The organism is Cupriavidus sp. KB_39 (genome assembly GCF_052114485.1).
GTDB lineage: Bacteria > Pseudomonadota > Gammaproteobacteria > Burkholderiales > Burkholderiaceae > Cupriavidus.
Genome location: NZ_JBFREV010000021.1, coordinates 1 through 17,062 on the forward strand (window position 1 = coordinate 1; position 17,062 = coordinate 17,062).

Consider the following 17,062-nt stretch of genomic DNA (forward strand, 5'->3'; position numbering starts at 1 on the left):
CGGCCCATGGGCTGGTTCGGGTCGATGGTGTACTGCAGCCCGCCCACGCGCACCATGTCGCCGCCCTGTTGGTAGTACGGGTCCGGATTGAACAAGTTGTCCGCCACGTCCTCGAGCACGGTCTTGATGGTCTCKCCGGTCATCGCCGTCACCGTGGTGTACGGGTAGGTGATGGCGGTCTGGTCCATCAGGGCTTCCATTGTGATGGGCTCGCCCGGCACCAGCGTCGTGCCCCAGCGGAAGCCCGGGGAGAAGGCGATTTCGGCGTCCTGCACCGCCATCAGGCCGTCCAGGATCAGTTGGTCGAAGGTGCCGTTGAAGTTGCCGCGCCGGTATAGCAGGCCGCGGTTCACGGCCAGGACCTCGCCGAGCTTGGCTTCGTAGGGGGCGCGCACCTTGCGGATCAGCGCGTCCATGTCCGGGTCGGCGGGCAGGAAATTGGCGAAGACCGGCAGCAGCTTGTATCGGAAATCGACGACTTTGCCRTTCCGTACGTCGAAATCCAGCACCCCCAGGAACTTGCCGTTCGAGCCCGCGTTGGTGACCAGCGTGGTCCCGCCCGGGTTCTTCACCGGCACCGGCGCCGGCACGCCGTCGTGGGTGTGGCCGCCCAGGATGGCGTCCAGTCCGCGCACGCGCGAGGCCAGCTTCAGGTCCACATCCATGCCGTTGTGCGACAGCAGCACCACCACCTGGGCGCCCTTGCCGCGCACGTCGTCAATCACCTGTTGCAGGCTTTCCTCCTGGATGCCGAAGGTCCAGTCGGGCACGAGGTAGCGCGGGTTGGCGATGGGCGTGTACGGGAACGCCTGGCCGATGATGGCCACCGGCACGCCGTTCATGTGCCGGATCACGTACGGATCGAACACCGGATCGCCGAAATCGTTGGTCTTCACGTTCTGCGCGAGGAAGGACACGCGGTCCTTGAAATCCTTGCCGACGATTTCCTTCACGCGRTCCGCGCCGAGCGTCATCTCCCAGTGCGGCGTCATCACGTCCACGCCAAGTTGCAGCGCGGCATCGACCATGTCCTGGCCCTGGGTCCACAGCGCGGTGGCCGAGCCCTGCCAGGTGTCGCCGCCATCCAGCAGCAGCGCGCCGGGGCGGCTGGCGCGCAGGCGCTTGACCAGTGTGGCGAGGTGGGCAAACCCGCCGACCTTGCCGTAGCGGCGCGCGGCCTCGGTGAAATCGATCGAGGTGAACGCGTGCGCGGCCGGTGTGCCCGGGCGGATGCCGTACTGGCGCAGGAACGCCTCGCCCACCAGATGCGGCGGCTTGCCCGCCCACGGCCCCACGCCGAGGTTCACGCTCGGCTCGCGGAAGTGCACGGGCCGCAACTGGGCGTGGCAATCGGTGAAATGCAGCAGGTGGACGTTGCCGTGGCGCGGCACGTCGTAGAACTGCTGGGCGGCGCGGGCGGCCTGGGCCTCGCCGGCGGGCAAGGCCATGCCGCCCGCGCCGGCCACGGCCAGCACCTGCAGGAATTCGCGTCGATTCATGCCCGGAGCCGCGCCGGCCTTACTGGTTGACCGGCGATGCCGGGTCCAGCAGCAGCGCCATCACGTCGCGGATCTGTTGCTCGGTCAGGATGCCCTTGTGGCCAAAGCGCGGCATGTTGGAGCAGGCGCTGTAGGCGTTGGAGTCCCAGATCTTGCCCCAGGTGTACTTCACAACCTCCGGCGAATTGCCGCGCAGCTTGCCGTACTGGTACAGCGACGGGCCGATATTGCCGAATGAGATCTCGGCCTTGGTCATYTGGTGGCAGGCGTAGCAGTTGCCGCCGTTCACGCCGCCCACCGGGTCGGTGAACTGCATGCCACGGCCATTCTGGGCGATCTTCTCGCCCTCCTTCCAGTCGCCGATCCAGTTGCTGTCGGCCGGATACTTCACCTGCTTCAGCTCGGCCGCTTCCACCTTCTTGGCGATGGTGGCCGGCACGCGCGTGCGGTCCGGGTACTGGCTGCAGGCCTTCTGGGCGCCGTCCTGGTTGATCACGCCCTCCACCGTGGCGGGGCCCTTCGAGGTGAAGGAGCTTTCGATCATCTGGCGCACGTCGGCGTCGGTGACCTTGGCGGTGGTGGCCGCGCTGGCCGACTTGGTGGCGCGGGCGGGCTTGGCGGCATCCTGGGCCAGGGCCGACAGGCTGAACGTGGCCATGGCAGCCAGGGCCAGGGTAGCGACGGCGGTCAGCGCCATCGATTGGTATCGCGTCATCGTGTGCTCTCCGTGCCTCAGCGCTTCATGTTGGGACCGTCGTACGTGCCGCCGTTGGCGTTTTTCGCCAGGAACATCGACAGGGCGGTGATCACGTCGGAGCCATAGGCGGGCTCGGGAAAGCGCTGCTGGCGCAGGCAGTCGTAGATCCGATGCTGCATGGTGCGGACCTCGCCCTGCGAGACGCGGTACGCCGGCCACGTGGTGTACGCGGCCTGGGCGCCCTTCGACTCCAGCAGGTTCGGCAGGTCCTGGAGGCGGATGCGCTGGCCGTCCACGGCGTGGCAGGTGGCGCAAGCGAAGTCGTAGGCGCCGCCCCGGTAGAAGAACATCTTCTGGCCGAGCGCGTAGACGCGCTTTTCCTCGGGGTGCGTGAGTTGCACGTTCATCTTCACGCCGCGCGACTCGCCGGTCAGGTAAGACGCCAGCCGCTCGATGTCGGACGACTTGCCCGATGCCGAGAACGGCTGCTTCGTCGCCTCTTCCTGGGTCAGGCCCTGCAGCGTCACCCGGCACCAGGCCAGGCGYTGCTCGAGGTCCATCACCTTGTTGGCGTCCTTGAAGTAGCGCGGCAGCTCGGCGTAGGCGCCCTTGGTCACGCCCGGGCCCTTGCCCAGGTCGCACTGTTCGAGCGAGGCGTTCTTCGGCCCGGCCGGCTTCTTCCACAGTTCCTCGCCGGCGGCTTCCCAGAGTTCGGCGGGATTGCCTTCGGCCAGCATCTGGCGATACTTGGCGATTTCCTCGGCGGTGCTGCCCTGGGCTTGCGCCAGTTGGGCCAGCCCGGCCAGCGAGGCGGCGGCGGTGGCCATGGCGGCCAGCGCCACGGTGCCGCGCAGGCGGCGACGGGTATTGCGCATTGGGGGCTTCTCCTCGCGATGGCGCCGCCGGCGTCAGCCCTTCATCAAGAGGCTGGGCGGTGCATCACTGTTCTATTGCACTGTCCGAATGGCATCCGGCTACTTTGGCTCCTGGCCGGATGTCAGGCAAAACGATCAGGGCTTCAGGTACGCGTAGCCTTCGTCGAACTGCAGGCGGGCGATTTCCACCACGCCGGCCTGCACGATCTTGGCGTCCATCAGCAGGCTTTGCTCGGAAATCTTGCGCGCAGTCAGGGTGTTGCGGCAGACGCGGAACTCCACGCCCGACGATCCCAGCGCGCCCACGGCGGCCTCGAACGTGTTGCCGCGCGAATCCTTGGCGCCTTCCACGAGGAAGTCCACGCCGTAGCCGAACGCCACCACCACGATCTTGGTGTCCGGCGCCGCGTTCAGGTGATTGCGCAGGTTGGCCATGGCGCGCACGGCCTGGTCGATGCCCTCGGACAACTGGTACACCACCTTGACCCGTCCGCCCTTGGCGCTCTTGGCTGCCGTGCCTGCCGGGGCCGGGGCCTGCTGTGCCGCCGCCCTGGCCGAAAGGCCGATGGCAGCCAACGCCGCCGTGGCCCGAATGAATGCTCGCCGCATGCTGCTTCCTCGCTTCGCCCGATCAGGCGATGGTGGCCTCGTCGGTGCGCTTGTCGCCCCGGTTGTCGACCCAGGTCACGGTGACCTTGTCACCCTTGGCGCCGCCCTTGAACTTGAAGTTCAGGAACGGGTCCTTCGACACGGCCGGGCCGAACTGGGCGTTGAACACCTCGCGCCCCTTGTACGTGGCGATCACGGTCTGGATGTGCCAGGCCGGAATCGTCTTGCCGGCCGCATCCTTGCGCTGGCCGGTTTCCATGTCGTGCTTCATCAGAATCTTTACGTCTACGACGCCGCCGTTCTCGGTGGCGCGGACGCGCATCGGGTCTGCCATCTGGCTCTCCTGCTCGGGGTGGTTCGGGGTGGCTTGGGATAAATCGCGGAAATCGGTCCGATGGGGCGCAGGCGTCAGCCGCCGCAGCCGCCCAGCGTGACCTTGATTTCCTTCGATGCCACGTACCACTTGCCGCCAGCCTTGACCGCCGCGTACACGACGGACGTCTGGCCCATCTTCACGCGCGTGGAGACGAACGGCTCGGTGCCGGCCGGGATGGTGAAATCGGCCGCCAGCGTATTCGGATTCTTCTCAACCAGGATGGCGATCTGCTCGGTGTCCGGCAGCGTGCTGGTCACGGCCACGGGCACCACGGCGCCGTTCTCGGCGATATCCGGTGCATTGAACGTGATGGCGCCGCTCTTCTCGGTGCCGCTGCCGCCCAGCGCCTTGATCACATCGGCCACGCTCTTGCCGTCGAAAGCCGTCTTGTTCCACTCCGCGGCCTGCGCCTCGCTGATCAGGCCCGTGGCCGCCATCAGCGAGAGCACCGCGGATACCCGCAATACTTGTCGTCGTTTTTGATTCATGCTCTGTCCCGTACTTGCTTGCTGCCGACCCCGGTACTCATACTGCCCGCCGCTTCCGGGTCTGCCGGAAACAGCGCGGGCCGCCGGCGCTGCCGGACGGCCCGCGATACCTGATGGGGCTTACTTGGCCGGTGAGCCGGCCARGATCCACTCCACTACCGTCTTGATATCGGCGTCGCTGACACCGGCATTCGCCGGCATCGGCACCGGGCCCCAGACGCCCGAACCGCCGCTCTTCACCTTGGCCGACAACTTGGCCAGGGCACCCTTGTCGCCCTTGTACTTGGCGGCCACTTCCTTGTAGGCCGGGCCCACCAGCTTCTTGTCCACCTGATGGCAGCCCATGCAGGCGTTCTTGTTGGCAATCTCCTGCGCACGGGCGGCGTCCACGGCGTGCGCCGAGGCAGCGGCCGCGAACAGCGCGGCGGCGATGACAAACTGCTTCATTTTGTGTTGCTCCAAACGGATTGAGCCGTGGGGACGGCAAAGGCCGCGCTTCATCGGTCGGGCGGCGCGGCACGCTCGGCCGCCGTTGGGGCGATGCCTCTGCGGGCAGGTGCGGCCAGTCCGCTATTTTGCCTCAATAATCCATCGGCCTACGGATGCGGCAGTGATAAGGGTATTCACAAAACCACGGGAAATCGCTGTCGAATCAAGGGTTAACCCCCGGATATCAACGCCGCGCCAGCCGCCGCCCTGCCCCGAGCCGCCCGCCGAACACGTTGAGCAGCAGCCCGCCCATGACCACCAGCGCGCCGAGCCATTGCGCCAGCGACAAGTCCTCGCCCAGCAGCCCGTGGGCCGAGATCAGCCCCACCACCGGCACCAGCAGCGTCAGCGGCGCCACCTTGCTGGCCGGATAGCGCGTGAGCAGCCGGCCCCACATGGTGTAGCCGAACAGCGTGGCCGCGAAGGACAGGTAGCAGATCGCCAGCACGCTCATCATCGGGATCTGGCCGAGCGCCACCGTGATCCGCGCCGGGCCTTCGAACCAGTACGAGAGCAGCGCGAACGGCACGATCGGCACCAACCCGCCCCAGACCACCAGCCCGAGCAGGTCCACCGGGCCGATTTTCTTGCTGACGATATTGCCCGAGGCCCAGCAGAACGCTGCGCACAGCGTCAGCCCGAAGCCCGCCACGCTCATGCCGCCCGGGCCGTGCGCCGCGCCGCTGCCGATCAGCGCCAGCCCGCCAGCCGCRATCGCCATGCCGGCGACGTTGTGCCAGCGCACCGGCTCGCCCAGCCACATCCCGGCAATCGCCACGGTGAAGAACACCTGAGACTGCAACACCAGCGACGCCAGCCCGGCCGGCATGCCCACCGCCATCGCGTAGAACAGGAAGGCGAACTGGCCGAGGCTGATAAACCCGCCATAGGCCAGCAGCATGCGCAGCGGAATGCGCGGGCGCGGGATGAAAAAGACGGCCGGGAATGCCACCAGGGCGAAGCGCAGCGTGCCCAGCAGCATCGGCGGCACGCCGGCGAGGCCCACCTTGATGACGACGAAGTTGACGCCCCACACCACGATGATGGCGAGGGCTAGAAGGCGGTCTTTGGCTTGCATGGTCGGTATCGGGGGCGGCGTGTCACGGAGGCGCAACACACCGGAACCCGCTAGCCTACCAGCACCTCGCCCAGCATGTCGGACCAGATGCTGCGCGCCCAGGCCCATGCGTAGCGCCCTTCGAGCGCATTCGGGGCTGTGGATAACCCGCCGGCGCCGGGCACCGTGACCATCGTCCGCTCGGCCGCGTCGTAGCGATGGACGCTGGCGATGTGGATGGCCTCGTCGGCGGACGTGAAGCTGTAGCAGGTGTTTGTATACAGTGGGGTCGGGTCGGGCGCCTGCCCGGCCAGCAGCTGGAGGATGGCGGCGGCGGCCACCTTGCCGTGCTGGTTGGCCATGGTGCCGGACTTCGGCATCAGCGGCGCGATTTGCACGGCATCGCCCAGTACGTGGATCTCGGGCGCCACGCGCGAGGCCATGGTCAGGAAATCGACCTCGCACCAGCGGCCATTGGCCGTGGCGAGCCCGGTGGACACCGCGAGGGCCCCGGCGCGTTGCGGCGGGATCAGGTTGACCACGTCGGCGCGCTCGTCGTCCTGGACCTCGAACTTGAGGGTGCGCGTGGCGGGGTCCACGTCCACGGTCTCGTGCTGGGGGCGRTAGTCGATCATGCCCCGGTAGCGGGTCTCCCAGACCTGCCGGAACAGCGCGCCCTTGGAGGTGATGTCCGGATTGGCGTCGAAAATCAGCACCTTGCTGCGCGGCTTGTGCGCGCGCAGGTAGTCCGCCACGAGGCAGGCGCGCTCGTACGGGCCGGGCGGGCAGCGGTACGGGGCGAGTGGAATGGTGATGGCGAAGGTGCCGCCGTCGCGCATCGCCGCCAACTGGCGGAACAGCGCGTCGGTCTGCGGGCCGGCCTTCCAGGCGTGCAGGATCTGGTCCCCGCCGGGCTGCGCCAGGCCGGGWATCGCRCYGGACTGCATCTCCACGCCSGGGGACAGCACGAGGCGGTCGTAGCGCAGCGTGGCGCCGCCGGCCAGCCGCACGGTGCGCGTAGCGGGGTCGATCGCAAGCGCCGTATCGCGCACATGTCGCACGCCATGCCGGCGTACCAGCGCGTCATAGGGGAGTGTGATGTCRGCCATGCCGCGCTGGCCGCCGACCACGAGATTCGAGAGTGGGCAGGAGACGAACGCCGCGTCGGGTTCGACCAGCGTCACATCCACGGCGCCCCGGCTCCAGTGGCGCAGGTAGCGCGCGGCCGTTGCCCCGCCAAAGCCGCCGCCGATGACCACCACCCGGGCCGGCGCGGCAGCGCGGGCCTGGCGCGGGGTCAGCATGCCCAGCGCGGCGGCGCCGCCGAGCGATCCCAATATTCCCAAAGCGGCGCGTCGGCGCATGAGGTTCTTCTTATTTTTGATCGGCGAACCAGGACGCGATGCCGAGGATCTCCGTATCGCTATAGCCCTTGGCGATCTGCGGCATCACGGTGCCCGGCAGCTTGCCGTTCTTGTAGTTGAGCATCAGTTCGACGAGTTCCGCGCGGGGCCGGCCGGCGAGTCCCGGGACGGGACTATCGGCCGGCGCGCGACCGTCGGGACCATGGCAGGCCGCGCACGAGGCGGCCTGGTTGCGTGCCTGCTGCATGCGCGCCGACTGCGCCTCCACTGTGGTGCGCGCCTCGCTGGCCGGGCCGGACGTGCCGGTCTGGGCGAACGCCGCCCCAATCGTGGCGATGGCCGCCAGCGCCACCCATCCGCCAATCCAGAAGGCCAGCCGTGCGGTGGACATCTTGTGGCGAGGGAGGGGGCGCATGGTTCAGCTCCTTGGGGAGACCTACGGCAGGTTGCGGCCCGGCGGCAGCGCCGTCGGGGACGATACAGGGGCCGCGACCGGCGCCGTCGTAACGGTGCCAGCCGGCGCATCGGAGGTCACCGGCGCGTTCGGCGCGGTACCGGGCACGGTCTGCACCGGCGCCGGCGTACCCACGGACTGGCTGCCCGAATCCGGATTCTGCGAGCTGGCGGTGGCGTCCAGGCGGGCGCGCTCGGCCTCGCTGACGTAGTCGAATGCCTTGACCACCTTCTGCACGCCGCTGGCGTTACGGGCCACGTCGGTGGCGCGGTCACCCTCGGCGGCAGTGACCACGCCCATCAGGTAGACCACGCTCTTGTCGGTGGTCACCTTGATCGAATTGGCCGGCACGCCATCGGCCGTCACCAGGAAGGTCTTGACCTTGCTGGTCAGGTAGGCGTCGTTGCTACGAGCCATGAAGCCCGGCGTGGAAGCCACTTCGAGTTCGTTGATCACCTCGCGCGCATTCGGCAGGCTCTTCACGTACTGCTCCACCTGCTGCTTGGTATTGGCGTTGTTGGCCTCGCCCACCAGCAGCACCTTGCGGTTGAACACGGCGGCGTCCACGCGGGCCTGGCCGCTGTACTTGGCGTCCAGCGTGTTGTCGATCTCGAGCTGCAGGCCACGGTCGATGGCCTGGGTGCCGGTGGGACGGCGGTCCGTGGCCATGACCACGCCCGTGCCGACCGCGCCGGCCAGCACCGGGAAGCAGCCGGCGAGTTGCGTGGCCGACACCAGCAGTGCGGCCACGGTGATGGCCGTGCGCGCCACGCGCGCCGGAGTGGTCTTCTGGGTCATTGCGGTGGTTGCGGTCGTTACGTTAGTCATGCGGTCCTTGGCTGGATACGGAATGATGCGGAAATATGACGAAACCGGCGCGGCGCTGTGGATGACTCTGTGGATGACGCCGCAATTCCTGTGAATATCTTGGGCAAATCCTGTGGATAACGCGGGATAACCTCCCCGCTCCCTATCCGCCAGGCCCTATGCCTCGCCCAGCAGCGCCTCGTCGATCCCGTCGCAAAGGCAATGCAGCGTCAGCAGGTGCACTTCCTGGATGCGCGGGGTGCGGTCGCTCGGCACGCACAGGTGGATGTCGAACTCGTCCAGCAGCGTGGCGATCTTGCCGCCGCCCTTGCCGGTCAGCGCCACCACGCTCATGTCGCGCTGGCGCGCCGCCTGGATGGCCGCGATCACATTCGCCGAATTGCCGGAGGTGGAGAGCGCCAGCAGGATATCGCCGGGCTGGCCCAGCGCCTCCACCTGCTTGGAGAACACCACCGTGAAATCGTAGTCGTTGCCGATGGCGGTCAGGATGGAGCTGTCCGTGGTCAGGGCAATCGCCGCCAGCCCGGGCCGCTCCCGCTCGAAGCGGCCGATCAGTTCGGCGGCGAAGTGCTGGGCGTCGGCGGCCGACCCGCCATTGCCGCAGACGAGGATCTTGTTCCCACTGGTCAGCGCGGCCACCATGCGCTCCACCGCCGCGTCGATATGCGGCGCCATCAGCGTGGCGGCCTGCCGCTTGGTGTCCGCGCTGTCCAGGAAATGCTGTTCGATACTTTCAATACTCATGGCTCTTTGACTTCTGCCCAATCCCGCGCATTATGACGCAGCCCAAGACGCGCCATCGTCACTCCCGGTGTTTTGATCGAATGCGTTCGGCAGCCAGGCCAGGTGCCCCGGCTCCAGCGCCACCACGTCGAAGCGGCACGGCGGCGTGTGGTCCAGCGTGCCAAGGTAGTGTTCGGCCGCCCGCAGCACGCGGCGCTGCTTGGCCGGCGTGACGCTGGCCGCCGCACCGCCGAAGGCACGMCCGCTGCGCTGCCTGACCTCGACGAACGCCAGCGTGCCATCGGCGGCGCGCATCACGAGGTCGATCTCGCCGCCTTTGCAGCGATAATTGCGCACCACCAGCGCCAGCCCCTGCCTGAGCAGATAGGCCAGCGCGCGATCCTCGGCCGCCGCGCCGCGCGCGGTCGTGGTGGTTTTGAATGAGCGAATCAACGGAAGTTCTCAAGCATGAGTGACTGGACCTCGCTGGCCGCCGGCCAGACCTACCCGCCCGGCACGCTGTACGTGGTGGCCACGCCCATCGGCAACGTGGCCGACCTGTCCCTGCGYGCGCTGCATGTGCTCGGGCTGGCCGACGCCATCGCCTGCGAAGACACCCGCAACACCGGCCAACTGCTCTCGCGCGTGGGCCTGCAGCGGCCGCTGGTGGCCGTGCACGAGCACAACGAGCGCGARGCGGCGGTGAAGATCGTCGCCCGGCTGGCCGCCGGGGAGCGCATTGCCTATGTGTCCGATGCGGGCACGCCCGGCATCTCCGACCCTGGCGCCCGGCTGGTGGAAGCGGTGCGGGCGGCCGGCCTGCGCGTGGTGCCGCTGCCGGGGCCGAGCGCCGCCGTGACCGCGCTGTCCGTGGCCGGCGACATGCTCGAAGCCGGCGAAGGCCGCTTCACGTTCATCGGCTTCCTGCCCGGCAAACCCAAGGCCCGCGCTGACGCCATWGCGCAACTGGCCGCCCTGGACCACGCCTGGGTGGTCTACGAGGCGCCGCACCGCATCGCCGACACGCTGGCGGCACTGGCCGCCGCCCTGCCCGGCACGCGCCGGCTGCTGGTGGGCCGCGAGCTGACCAAGCTGTTCGAGGAGACGCCGGTGCTGACCGTGGCCGAGGCGCCGGCGTGGCTGGCCGCCGAGGCATCGCGCGGCAAGGGGGAGTTCGTGCTGGTGGTGGAAGGCGCGGGGCGCGCCGAAGATGCCGATGCCGATGCGCCCGATGCCGAGGCCCAGCGCGTGCTGAAGTTGCTGGTGGCCGAGCTGCCGGCCAAGCGCGCCGCCAAGCTGGCGGCGGCGATCACCGGTGCGAAGACCGATGCGCTCTACCGGCTGGCGCTGGCGCAACGCGCCGCCGAGACTGACGCGGGTGACGACAGCGACAGCGAGGAATGAGAAAAGTCTGAAAGGGAGAGGGGGGAGCGGGCTGGCGGTGGAACGGGAGTCGATCACGCCAGGCCGCATCRGGGTGCCTACCGGGGCTTGCGCTTGGTGGTCGTCTTGACCATCCGCGCTTTGGCCTTGGACTTGGCCGGGACCAGCGTGTTGGCGGTCTCGGGCAGGTCGTCGGCGCCGCTGCCGTCACCGGCTTCGTTGCCGCCCGCCTCAAGCTGCGGACCCAGCGCCGCGACTTCCGTGCGCGACAGCCGGCGGATTTCCACCTGCGTGGCGCCACGTTCGACGAAACTCAGCCGCTTGGCCGCCGCATAGGACAGATCGAGCACCCGCCCGCCGTGGTAAGGGCCGCGGTCATTGATCCGCACCACTGCCACCTTGTCGTTGCGCAGATTGCGCACCAGTACCCAGCTATCGAGCGGGAGCGACGGGTGCGCGGCAGTCATCGCGCGCATGTCGAAGCGTTCGCCATTGGCGGTCTTGCGGCCATGGAAGCCCTTGCCGTACCAGGACGCCGTACCGCGCTGCTCGAAAGTGCCCAGATCCGGGCGCAGGCCGTCCAGCGACGATTGCGACGGCGCGTTGTCATCCTTGCCCCAGCCAAACAAATCCCAGTTGCCGCGCTCATCGGGGCGAGCGCCGGACTTGTCGAGCTTCGCCTTGGCGGCGCGCGTGGGCACCGCGCCATTGGCGTCGGCGTTTTGTTGGGAGTCGCTCTCCGGCGGCGTCGCGCAGGCGGCCATCACCARCGCCGATACGAGGATCGCGCAGCGACGCARCAAGCGGTTAGTTTCCGGTTTGGCGGGGGTCGCGCGTTGCGTCGCGCGTGCGAGGCCAAACCCCGGACGAGATACGGGCAAATTGAACATGGGCGCAGTCTAACATCGGTGTCCGAGCGCTACATCCTTGATTTTGTTACGAAATTTAATCAAGTGGCTTTGAAGATCGGCACGAATCCCCGCAATGCAAAGCCTGACAAGGGATTGCGCCGAATATGACAAGCGCATTTATGAGTGTCTTGAAATTCACTTTCAGAATCGTCTCAACCCGTCTGACACCCGTTTGAGACGGGGGGCCATGGGGCGACGTTACAATGACCGCCTCGGCCAGACCGTGCCGTGGCGCACACGACAAAGCGCCCGCATCGACCCATGAAAGTCCTCCTGATTCCCGTCACCCCGTTCCAACAAAACTGCTCGCTGTGGATCGACGAGACCACCGGCCGTGCCGCCGTGTGCGACCCCGGCGGCGACCTCGACCGCATCCTGGCCGCCGTCACGGAGCAAGGCGTGACGCTGGAAAAGATCTTCCTGACGCACGGTCACGTCGACCATTGCGCCGGCGCRGCGGCGCTTTCGCGCCAGCTCGACATCCCGATCGAGGGGCCGCACGAGGMCGAGCGGTTCTGGATCGATCAACTGCCCGACCAGACGCGCCGCTTCGGCTTCGGCCATGCGGAGGCGTTCGAGCCGGATCGCTGGCTGGACAACGGCGACACCGTGACGTTCGGCGGCGAGACGCTCGAGGTCTACCACTGCCCCGGCCACACACCGGGCCACGTGGTGTTCTTCTCGCGCGCCAACCAGTTGGCGATCGTCGGCGATGTGCTGTTCGCGGGCTCAATCGGCCGGACCGATTTCCCGCGCGGCAACCACGCCGACCTGATCCGCTCGATCCGCACGCGGCTGTGGCCGCTGGGCGGGGACGTGACCTTCGTGCCCGGGCACGGCCCGGTGTCTACCTTCGGCGAGGAACGCCGCAACAACCCCTACGTGGCCGATCACCTGATCGACGCGGCCTGAAATCATCCCGATGGCGAAGAAGCAGGCACCCGATACCCGTCCCGAGATCTACGTCAGCACCGACGTGGAGGCCGACGGCCCGATCCCGGGCCCGCATTCGATGCTCTCGTTCGCCTCGGCGGCGATGCTGGCCGACAAGACCGTGCTCGGCACCTTCTCCGCCAACCTCGAAACCCTGCCCGGCGCCGCCGGCCATCCGGTGCAGATGCAGTGGTGGAAGACCCAGCCTGAGGCCTGGGCGGCGTGCCGGCGCGACCTCGAACGCCCCGAGGATGTGATGCCGCGCTACGTGGAATGGGTGGAAAGCCTGCCGGGCAAGCCGGTGTTCATCGCCTTTCCGGCCGGTTTCGATTTCACCTGGGTGTTCTGGTACATGATGCGGTACGCCGGCCGCTCGCCCTTCGGCTGGGCGGCGCTGGACATCAAGACGCTCGGCTTCGCGCTGACCGGGCGGCCGTACCGGAAGTCGGTCAAGCCGGCCTTCCCGGCCCACTGGCACGACCCATTGCCACACACCCACATCGCCCTGGACGACGCCCTCGAGCAGGGCGCCCTGTTCTGCAACATGCTGGCCGAGCTGCGCGCGCGGGAAGCGACGCTGGCGACGGTCGCTTCGGCAAATTCTGCTGCTGGCGCGGATTCCAACGATAGCGATAGCTCACATCCAACCGTCGAACGCTGAACTGGGTACGCCCCGGCGGTCGCAGGAAACGGCGCGTTTCCCGTGGCGTTTGCCTATAGTAGAAGTGGCTGTTGAAGCGGCTACCGACGCCCGAGGAGGTGTGCCATGCGATTCCATCCCGATCTCCATTTCAAGGACCTGAGCGGCAGACTGCACTGGCCACACCGCACCCACGCGCGCACTTCCGCCATCACCCGGATGCATTCTCCGAGCGAGGATGCGGAAATCGCCAAGGCTACGGTCTATGTCAGCACGGTCACGCTGGTGACGCTGCTGGTGGTGCTCGCCGCCATCGCTTTCGGTCAGGAGGCCCTGCACTGGCTGGGTGTTTGATTACGACGACTCGCCTGACGCGAATCGCCTGTCTGACCGGCCGGCCTCCCCTTGCGGGAGGCCGGTTCTATTTCGGGCCCCGAATTGGTGCAGCCGGTCAGTCCAGCAGGGCCGACACGGCTTCGGGCGGGCGGCCGATGGCGGCCTGGCGGTTGCGGACCACCACCGGGCGTTGCAGCAGGATCGGGTTGTCGGCTACGGCGGCCAGCAGTTCSCCGTCGGTCAGGCCGGGGTCGGCCAGATCGAGCTCCTTGTAGACATCCTCGTTGCTGCGCAGCATCTCGCGCACCGGCAGGCCCAGCATCGTATGGAGCTGGCGCAGCGTGGCCAGCGTGGGCGGCTGCTTCAGGTACTCCACCACCTCAACCGGCTCGCCCAGACGCKSCGCCGCCGACTCGACCAGCGCGAGCGTCTCGCGCGACTTCGAGCAACGGGGGTTGTGGTAGATCGTGATCATGGTGGCGTTCTCCGGATAAATATCACCGCACTATATACAAGCGCCTGCGCGCGCGACGCGGTAAGGTACGGAATGTGCTTCGCACAAGATTTCCCTGACTGGTCTGACTGCCTCCGAAACACCGTGTCCGAATCATCCGCCCCCCGCAAGCCCTTCCACCTCCGCGATGCCACGCCCGACGACGTGCCGGCCATCCATGCCATCTACGCCCATCATGTCGAGCACGGGCGCGCCTCGTTCGAGGAAGTGATCCCGTCCGTGGACGACATGCGCCTGCGGTATGGCGAGSTACTCAAGAAGCACCTGCCGTACATCGTCGCCGAGCGGGATGGCGAGGTGCTGGGCTACGCCTACGCGTCGTCCTACCGCGCGCGCAGCGCCTACCGCTTCGCTATCGAGGATTCGATCTATATCGGTCATCGCCATACCGGCGAGGGCCTGGGCCGCGCGCTGCTGGCCGAACTGATTGCCCGCTGCGAGGCCGGGCCGTGGCGCCAGATGGTGGCTGTGGTGGCCATCACCGCCAGCGGCGAGGGTGCCGGGTCCGTGGCCGTGCACGAGCGGCTGGGCTTCCGGACGGTGGGCCGGCTCGAATCGGTCGGACTCAAGCACGGCCAGTGGATCGACACGGTGCTGATGCAGCGCCCGCTGGGGGTGGGCGACGCCTCGGTGCCCGGCTGATCAGGCGGCAGCCACCGCCAACCCCGGCAGCGTGGCATCGGCCCAGGTCTGCAGGTGCTCCAGCCCGTGGGCGATGTACTCCGGACCTCGGGCGGTGTTGTCCATGCGCAGCACTTCCACACTGGTGAGGCCGATCGTGCCGAGCACGTACTTCAGGTAAGGCGTCAGGAAGTCCTGCTGGCTGCCGGGGCCCTCGCGGACCGGGCCGCCGCAGGCCACCACGGCCAGCACGGGCCGGTCGCGCAGCAGTCCGATCTTGCCCTGCCGCGAGCTGCGGAAGGTGCGCTCGGGCCGCACGACGAGGTCGATCCAGGTCTTCAGCGTGGCCGGCACCGTGAAGTTGTGCATCGGCGTGGCCAGCAGCACCATGTCGGCCGCCTCGAGTTCCGCGATCAGCGTCTCGGACAGCGCGAGCGCCGGCGGCACCTCCCCTTCCTTCAGCAGCCCGGCCGCGCCGGCCATGTTGGCTTCCGTGAACGCCGCGCCGATGGGTGGCAGCGGGTCGGCGGCGAGGTCCCGTTCGAGCACGGTCAGCGGCGCGTGTTGCGCGGCCAGCTTCTGGCGAATCCAGTCGGCCGCGCGGCGGCTGTGCGACGTCTCGCCCCGGGGGCTGACGTTCAGGTGGAGCAATGTCGTCATGTCTCAGTCCAATTGATATTTGAAGCGCAGCGTCTGGGCCAGCAGACCGTTACGGTAATAGAAACGATGGCCCAGCACGTTGGTGAGTGGCGTATCCAGCACCAGCAGGCGGGCATTGAGCGCGCGGGACTCTTCCTTGAGCCAGTCCATCAGCATCCGGCCGTACCCGGCGCTGCGTATGTTGGCGTCSGTAACCAGGTCGTCCACATACAGGAAATCGCCGTAGACGAGATTCTCCTGCATCCGGTACCCGGCCAGCGCCACGAGCTGGCCGTCATCCCACAGGCCGACCAGGCGGTAGCCCACGTCGGCCTGCCGCCGCCAGCGCGCCACGAGTTCATCGGCATCGGCCAGATGCGGCCGGAGCTGGTGCATCAGCGGGAAACAGGCCGCCACTTCGCCGCCGGTGTCGATGCGACGAATCTGAATCAGGTCGATTTCTTTGACGACGGTGCTCATGCGCGGCTCCCGGTGGCGGGCGTGGCGGCCGGCGGCGGGAAGTGCAGCCCCACGGCGATGCGGTTCCACGCGTTGATGGCGGCAATGGCGGTGGCCAGGAACACGCGTTCCTCCTTCGTGAAGACCGCCTTGACCTGCGCCTGCGCGGCGTCCAGCGCGGCGTGGTCGGTCATGCGGACGAGCGCTTCGGCCAAGGCCAGGGCCGCCTGCTCGCGCACGGTGTAGATGCCGGCGTCGCGCCATCCGGCCAGCAGATCGAACTTGCGCGGGTCGATGTCGAGCTTGCGCGCGATGTTCAGATGGAATTGCAGGCAGAACGCGCAGCCGTTGAGCTGGGAGACCCGCAGCTTCACCAGTTCGGTCAGCGCCTTGTCCAGGCCGGACGCGTCCACCGCGCGTCCCACGCCGCCCAGTGCGGCGTAGACATCGGGGGCTGTCGCCGTAAATTGTTGGAAATCCATCGTCATGTCGTGCTCCTTGGTCCGGTTGGCCCGGTCGGTCGGTTGAGGTAAGATGTAAGAGTTCGAACATGATATAAGAGCTTTGACATTATGGCTAAGACCACAGCGCAGGTAGGGGCATCAGCGGCGGAGGCGTCACGCCTTCCGGCGCCCGGCGAAGGCAAGCGCGGCGAGAGCGGCTATCTGGCCTACCTGCTGCGGCAGGCCAGCGCCGCCAACCGGCTGCGCATGGAACGCGCGCTCGACGACCTCGGCGTGACCGTGCCGCAGTTCTTCGTGCTGACGATGCTAGGCGCCTACCCGGGCATCTCGGGCGCGGACGTGGCGCGGCTGGCGCTGCTGACGCCGCAGACCGTGAGCGTGATCATGAACAACCTGGAAAAGGTGGGCGCCATCGCCCGCACGCCGCATCCGGTGCACGGGCGCATCCAGACCATCGCCCTGACCGAGGCCGGCCGCACCTTGCTGGCGGGCTGCAAGGCGCGTGCGACAAAGGTCGACGAGGATCTGCGCGCTGGGCTGACGTACGAGGAAGAACAGGTGGTGCGGCGCTGGCTGGTCAGCCTGGCATCGCCCGAAGAGGGCCTGACCGCCTAGCCGGGCCATGAAAAAAGCCCGCGAGACGGAAGTCGCGCGGGCCGCAAGTCACAACAAAGGGTTCTTTACAGGCGCTCAGGCCATCGGA

At 67.8% G+C, this 17,062-nt stretch carries 24 protein-coding genes; 6 read left to right on the forward strand and 18 right to left on the reverse strand.

Annotated elements, in window-relative coordinates; translation table 11 throughout:
- From soxB to AB4Z27_RS16820, 13 genes are all read right to left on the reverse strand, one after another.
- Positions 1 to 1,499, reverse strand: a 1,499-nt coding sequence (gene soxB / locus AB4Z27_RS16760; RefSeq protein WP_441644855.1) for a thiosulfohydrolase SoxB, incomplete at its 3' end; no start/stop codon positions are given.
- 19 nt (positions 1,500 to 1,518) lie between these two features.
- Positions 1,519 to 2,214 (reverse strand): sulfur oxidation c-type cytochrome SoxX, encoded by a 696-nt coding sequence (soxX, locus tag AB4Z27_RS16765; RefSeq protein WP_092300137.1) that lies wholly within the window; start codon positions 2,212 to 2,214, stop codon positions 1,519 to 1,521.
- A 17-nt stretch (positions 2,215 to 2,231) separates the two neighbouring features.
- On the reverse strand, positions 2,232 to 3,071 hold the full coding sequence (soxA, locus tag AB4Z27_RS16770; protein WP_092300140.1) for a sulfur oxidation c-type cytochrome SoxA: 840 nt from the start codon (positions 3,069 to 3,071) through the stop codon (positions 2,232 to 2,234).
- 135 nt (positions 3,072 to 3,206) lie between these two features.
- Positions 3,207 to 3,680, reverse strand: coding sequence for a DsrE family protein (locus AB4Z27_RS16775; protein WP_092300143.1), 474 nt, complete (start codon positions 3,678 to 3,680; stop codon positions 3,207 to 3,209).
- A 22-nt stretch (positions 3,681 to 3,702) separates the two neighbouring features.
- Positions 3,703 to 4,014 carry a thiosulfate oxidation carrier complex protein SoxZ gene (gene soxZ, locus AB4Z27_RS16780; protein ID WP_092300146.1) on the reverse strand — a complete coding sequence of 104 codons (312 nt, stop codon included), beginning with the start codon at positions 4,012 to 4,014 and terminating at the stop codon, positions 3,703 to 3,705.
- A gap of 74 nt (positions 4,015 to 4,088) precedes the next feature.
- Positions 4,089 to 4,544, reverse strand: a complete 456-nt coding sequence (gene soxY / locus AB4Z27_RS16785) for a thiosulfate oxidation carrier protein SoxY (RefSeq protein ID WP_092300149.1) — start codon at positions 4,542 to 4,544, stop codon at positions 4,089 to 4,091.
- 120 nt (positions 4,545 to 4,664) lie between these two features.
- Entirely contained in the window at positions 4,665 to 4,991 is a 327-nt protein-coding gene (locus tag AB4Z27_RS16790) for a c-type cytochrome (RefSeq protein WP_092300152.1), read from the reverse strand.
- 226 nt (positions 4,992 to 5,217) lie between these two features.
- Complete coding sequence (locus tag AB4Z27_RS16795) at positions 5,218 to 6,111, reverse strand: EamA family transporter (protein ID WP_092300155.1); 894 nt, start codon at positions 6,109 to 6,111, stop codon at positions 5,218 to 5,220.
- A 50-nt stretch (positions 6,112 to 6,161) separates the two neighbouring features.
- The gene (locus AB4Z27_RS16800; protein WP_441644856.1) at positions 6,162 to 7,454 is read right to left on the reverse strand and encodes an FCSD flavin-binding domain-containing protein; all 1,293 of its coding nucleotides are present in this window, start codon (positions 7,452 to 7,454) and stop codon (positions 6,162 to 6,164) included.
- A gap of 10 nt (positions 7,455 to 7,464) precedes the next feature.
- On the reverse strand, positions 7,465 to 7,869 hold the full coding sequence (locus tag AB4Z27_RS16805; protein WP_255370962.1) for a c-type cytochrome: 405 nt from the start codon (positions 7,867 to 7,869) through the stop codon (positions 7,465 to 7,467).
- Between the two features lie 21 nt (positions 7,870 to 7,890).
- Positions 7,891 to 8,706, reverse strand: a complete 816-nt coding sequence (locus AB4Z27_RS16810; protein ID WP_255370963.1) for a BON domain-containing protein — start codon at positions 8,704 to 8,706, stop codon at positions 7,891 to 7,893.
- Between the two features lie 186 nt (positions 8,707 to 8,892).
- A complete protein-coding gene (locus AB4Z27_RS16815; protein WP_092300167.1) occupies positions 8,893 to 9,480 on the reverse strand; it encodes a phosphoheptose isomerase in 588 nt (195 codons plus the stop codon).
- 30 nt (positions 9,481 to 9,510) lie between these two features.
- Positions 9,511 to 9,912, reverse strand: a complete 402-nt coding sequence (locus AB4Z27_RS16820) for a YraN family protein (RefSeq protein WP_092300170.1) — start codon at positions 9,910 to 9,912, stop codon at positions 9,511 to 9,513.
- A 15-nt stretch (positions 9,913 to 9,927) separates the two neighbouring features.
- Here AB4Z27_RS16820 and rsmI point away from each other — a divergent pair, with 15 nt between their 5' ends.
- Entirely contained in the window at positions 9,928 to 10,863 is a 936-nt protein-coding gene (gene rsmI / locus AB4Z27_RS16825; protein WP_092300173.1) for a 16S rRNA (cytidine(1402)-2'-O)-methyltransferase, read from the forward strand.
- Between the two features lie 77 nt (positions 10,864 to 10,940).
- Here rsmI and AB4Z27_RS16830 read toward each other — a convergent pair whose 3' ends face one another.
- Positions 10,941 to 11,606: a septal ring lytic transglycosylase RlpA family protein gene (locus AB4Z27_RS16830; protein ID WP_092300413.1), complete on the reverse strand. Its 666-nt coding sequence runs from the start codon at positions 11,604 to 11,606 to the stop codon at positions 10,941 to 10,943.
- 408 nt (positions 11,607 to 12,014) lie between these two features.
- Here AB4Z27_RS16830 and AB4Z27_RS16835 point away from each other — a divergent pair, with 408 nt between their 5' ends.
- The 3 genes from AB4Z27_RS16835 to AB4Z27_RS16845 all read left to right on the forward strand — a co-directional run bounded on the left by AB4Z27_RS16835 (position 12,015) and on the right by AB4Z27_RS16845 (position 13,680).
- Positions 12,015 to 12,665: an MBL fold metallo-hydrolase gene (locus AB4Z27_RS16835; RefSeq protein WP_441644857.1), complete on the forward strand. Its 651-nt coding sequence runs from the start codon at positions 12,015 to 12,017 to the stop codon at positions 12,663 to 12,665.
- A 10-nt stretch (positions 12,666 to 12,675) separates the two neighbouring features.
- Positions 12,676 to 13,347 (forward strand): exonuclease, encoded by a 672-nt coding sequence (locus AB4Z27_RS16840; RefSeq protein WP_441593533.1) that lies wholly within the window; start codon positions 12,676 to 12,678, stop codon positions 13,345 to 13,347.
- A 105-nt stretch (positions 13,348 to 13,452) separates the two neighbouring features.
- Positions 13,453 to 13,680, forward strand: coding sequence for a hypothetical protein (locus AB4Z27_RS16845; RefSeq protein WP_092300182.1), 228 nt, complete (start codon positions 13,453 to 13,455; stop codon positions 13,678 to 13,680).
- Positions 13,681 to 13,777: 97 nt separating this feature from the next.
- On the opposite strand, the gene arsC is transcribed toward AB4Z27_RS16845, so the two are convergent.
- A complete protein-coding gene (arsC, locus tag AB4Z27_RS16850) occupies positions 13,778 to 14,137 on the reverse strand; it encodes an arsenate reductase (glutaredoxin) (RefSeq protein ID WP_441644858.1) in 360 nt (119 codons plus the stop codon).
- A gap of 123 nt (positions 14,138 to 14,260) precedes the next feature.
- Here arsC and AB4Z27_RS16855 point away from each other — a divergent pair, with 123 nt between their 5' ends.
- The gene (locus AB4Z27_RS16855) at positions 14,261 to 14,818 is read left to right on the forward strand and encodes a GNAT family N-acetyltransferase (protein ID WP_441644859.1); all 558 of its coding nucleotides are present in this window, start codon (positions 14,261 to 14,263) and stop codon (positions 14,816 to 14,818) included.
- Here the strand turns inward: AB4Z27_RS16855 and AB4Z27_RS16860 are convergent, their stop codons facing one another.
- From AB4Z27_RS16860 to AB4Z27_RS16870, 3 genes are read right to left on the reverse strand one after another with little or no spacing between them, the layout of a single operon-like run.
- Positions 14,819 to 15,457: an FMN-dependent NADH-azoreductase gene (locus tag AB4Z27_RS16860; RefSeq protein WP_092300190.1), complete on the reverse strand. Its 639-nt coding sequence runs from the start codon at positions 15,455 to 15,457 to the stop codon at positions 14,819 to 14,821.
- A gap of 3 nt (positions 15,458 to 15,460) precedes the next feature.
- A complete protein-coding gene (locus AB4Z27_RS16865; protein ID WP_092300193.1) occupies positions 15,461 to 15,916 on the reverse strand; it encodes a GNAT family N-acetyltransferase in 456 nt (151 codons plus the stop codon).
- The gene (locus AB4Z27_RS16870; protein WP_092300416.1) at positions 15,913 to 16,377 is read right to left on the reverse strand and encodes a carboxymuconolactone decarboxylase family protein; all 465 of its coding nucleotides are present in this window, start codon (positions 16,375 to 16,377) and stop codon (positions 15,913 to 15,915) included. Before AB4Z27_RS16870 ends, AB4Z27_RS16865 begins: the two co-directional genes overlap by 4 nt.
- Before the next feature lie 90 nt (positions 16,378 to 16,467).
- Here AB4Z27_RS16870 and AB4Z27_RS16875 point away from each other — a divergent pair, with 90 nt between their 5' ends.
- A complete protein-coding gene (locus AB4Z27_RS16875) occupies positions 16,468 to 16,974 on the forward strand; it encodes a MarR family winged helix-turn-helix transcriptional regulator (protein ID WP_441644860.1) in 507 nt (168 codons plus the stop codon).
- Positions 16,975 to 17,062: the final 88 nt, after the last annotated feature.

Coding starts and splice junctions, on each gene's coding strand:
- soxY (WP_092300149.1), bottom strand. CDS start 4,544: ATGAATCAAAAACGACGACAAGTATTGCGGGTATCCGCGGTGCTCTCG.
- AB4Z27_RS16775 (WP_092300143.1), bottom strand. CDS start 3,680: ATGCGGCGAGCATTCATTCGGGCCACGGCGGCGTTGGCTGCCATCGGC.
- soxZ (WP_092300146.1), bottom strand. CDS start 4,014: ATGGCAGACCCGATGCGCGTCCGCGCCACCGAGAACGGCGGCGTCGTA.
- AB4Z27_RS16805 (WP_255370962.1), bottom strand. CDS start 7,869: ATGCGCCCCCTCCCTCGCCACAAGATGTCCACCGCACGGCTGGCCTTC.
- AB4Z27_RS16810 (WP_255370963.1), bottom strand. CDS start 8,706: ATGACCCAGAAGACCACTCCGGCGCGCGTGGCGCGCACGGCCATCACC.
- AB4Z27_RS16840 (WP_441593533.1), top strand. CDS start 12,676: ATGGCGAAGAAGCAGGCACCCGATACCCGTCCCGAGATCTACGTCAGC.
- AB4Z27_RS16875 (WP_441644860.1), top strand. CDS start 16,468: ATGGCTAAGACCACAGCGCAGGTAGGGGCATCAGCGGCGGAGGCGTCA.
- AB4Z27_RS16815 (WP_092300167.1), bottom strand. CDS start 9,480: ATGAGTATTGAAAGTATCGAACAGCATTTCCTGGACAGCGCGGACACC.
- AB4Z27_RS16860 (WP_092300190.1), bottom strand. CDS start 15,457: ATGACGACATTGCTCCACCTGAACGTCAGCCCCCGGGGCGAGACGTCG.
- AB4Z27_RS16870 (WP_092300416.1), bottom strand. CDS start 16,377: ATGGATTTCCAACAATTTACGGCGACAGCCCCCGATGTCTACGCCGCA.
- AB4Z27_RS16830 (WP_092300413.1), bottom strand. CDS start 11,606: ATGGCCGCCTGCGCGACGCCGCCGGAGAGCGACTCCCAACAAAACGCC.
- AB4Z27_RS16845 (WP_092300182.1), top strand. CDS start 13,453: ATGCGATTCCATCCCGATCTCCATTTCAAGGACCTGAGCGGCAGACTG.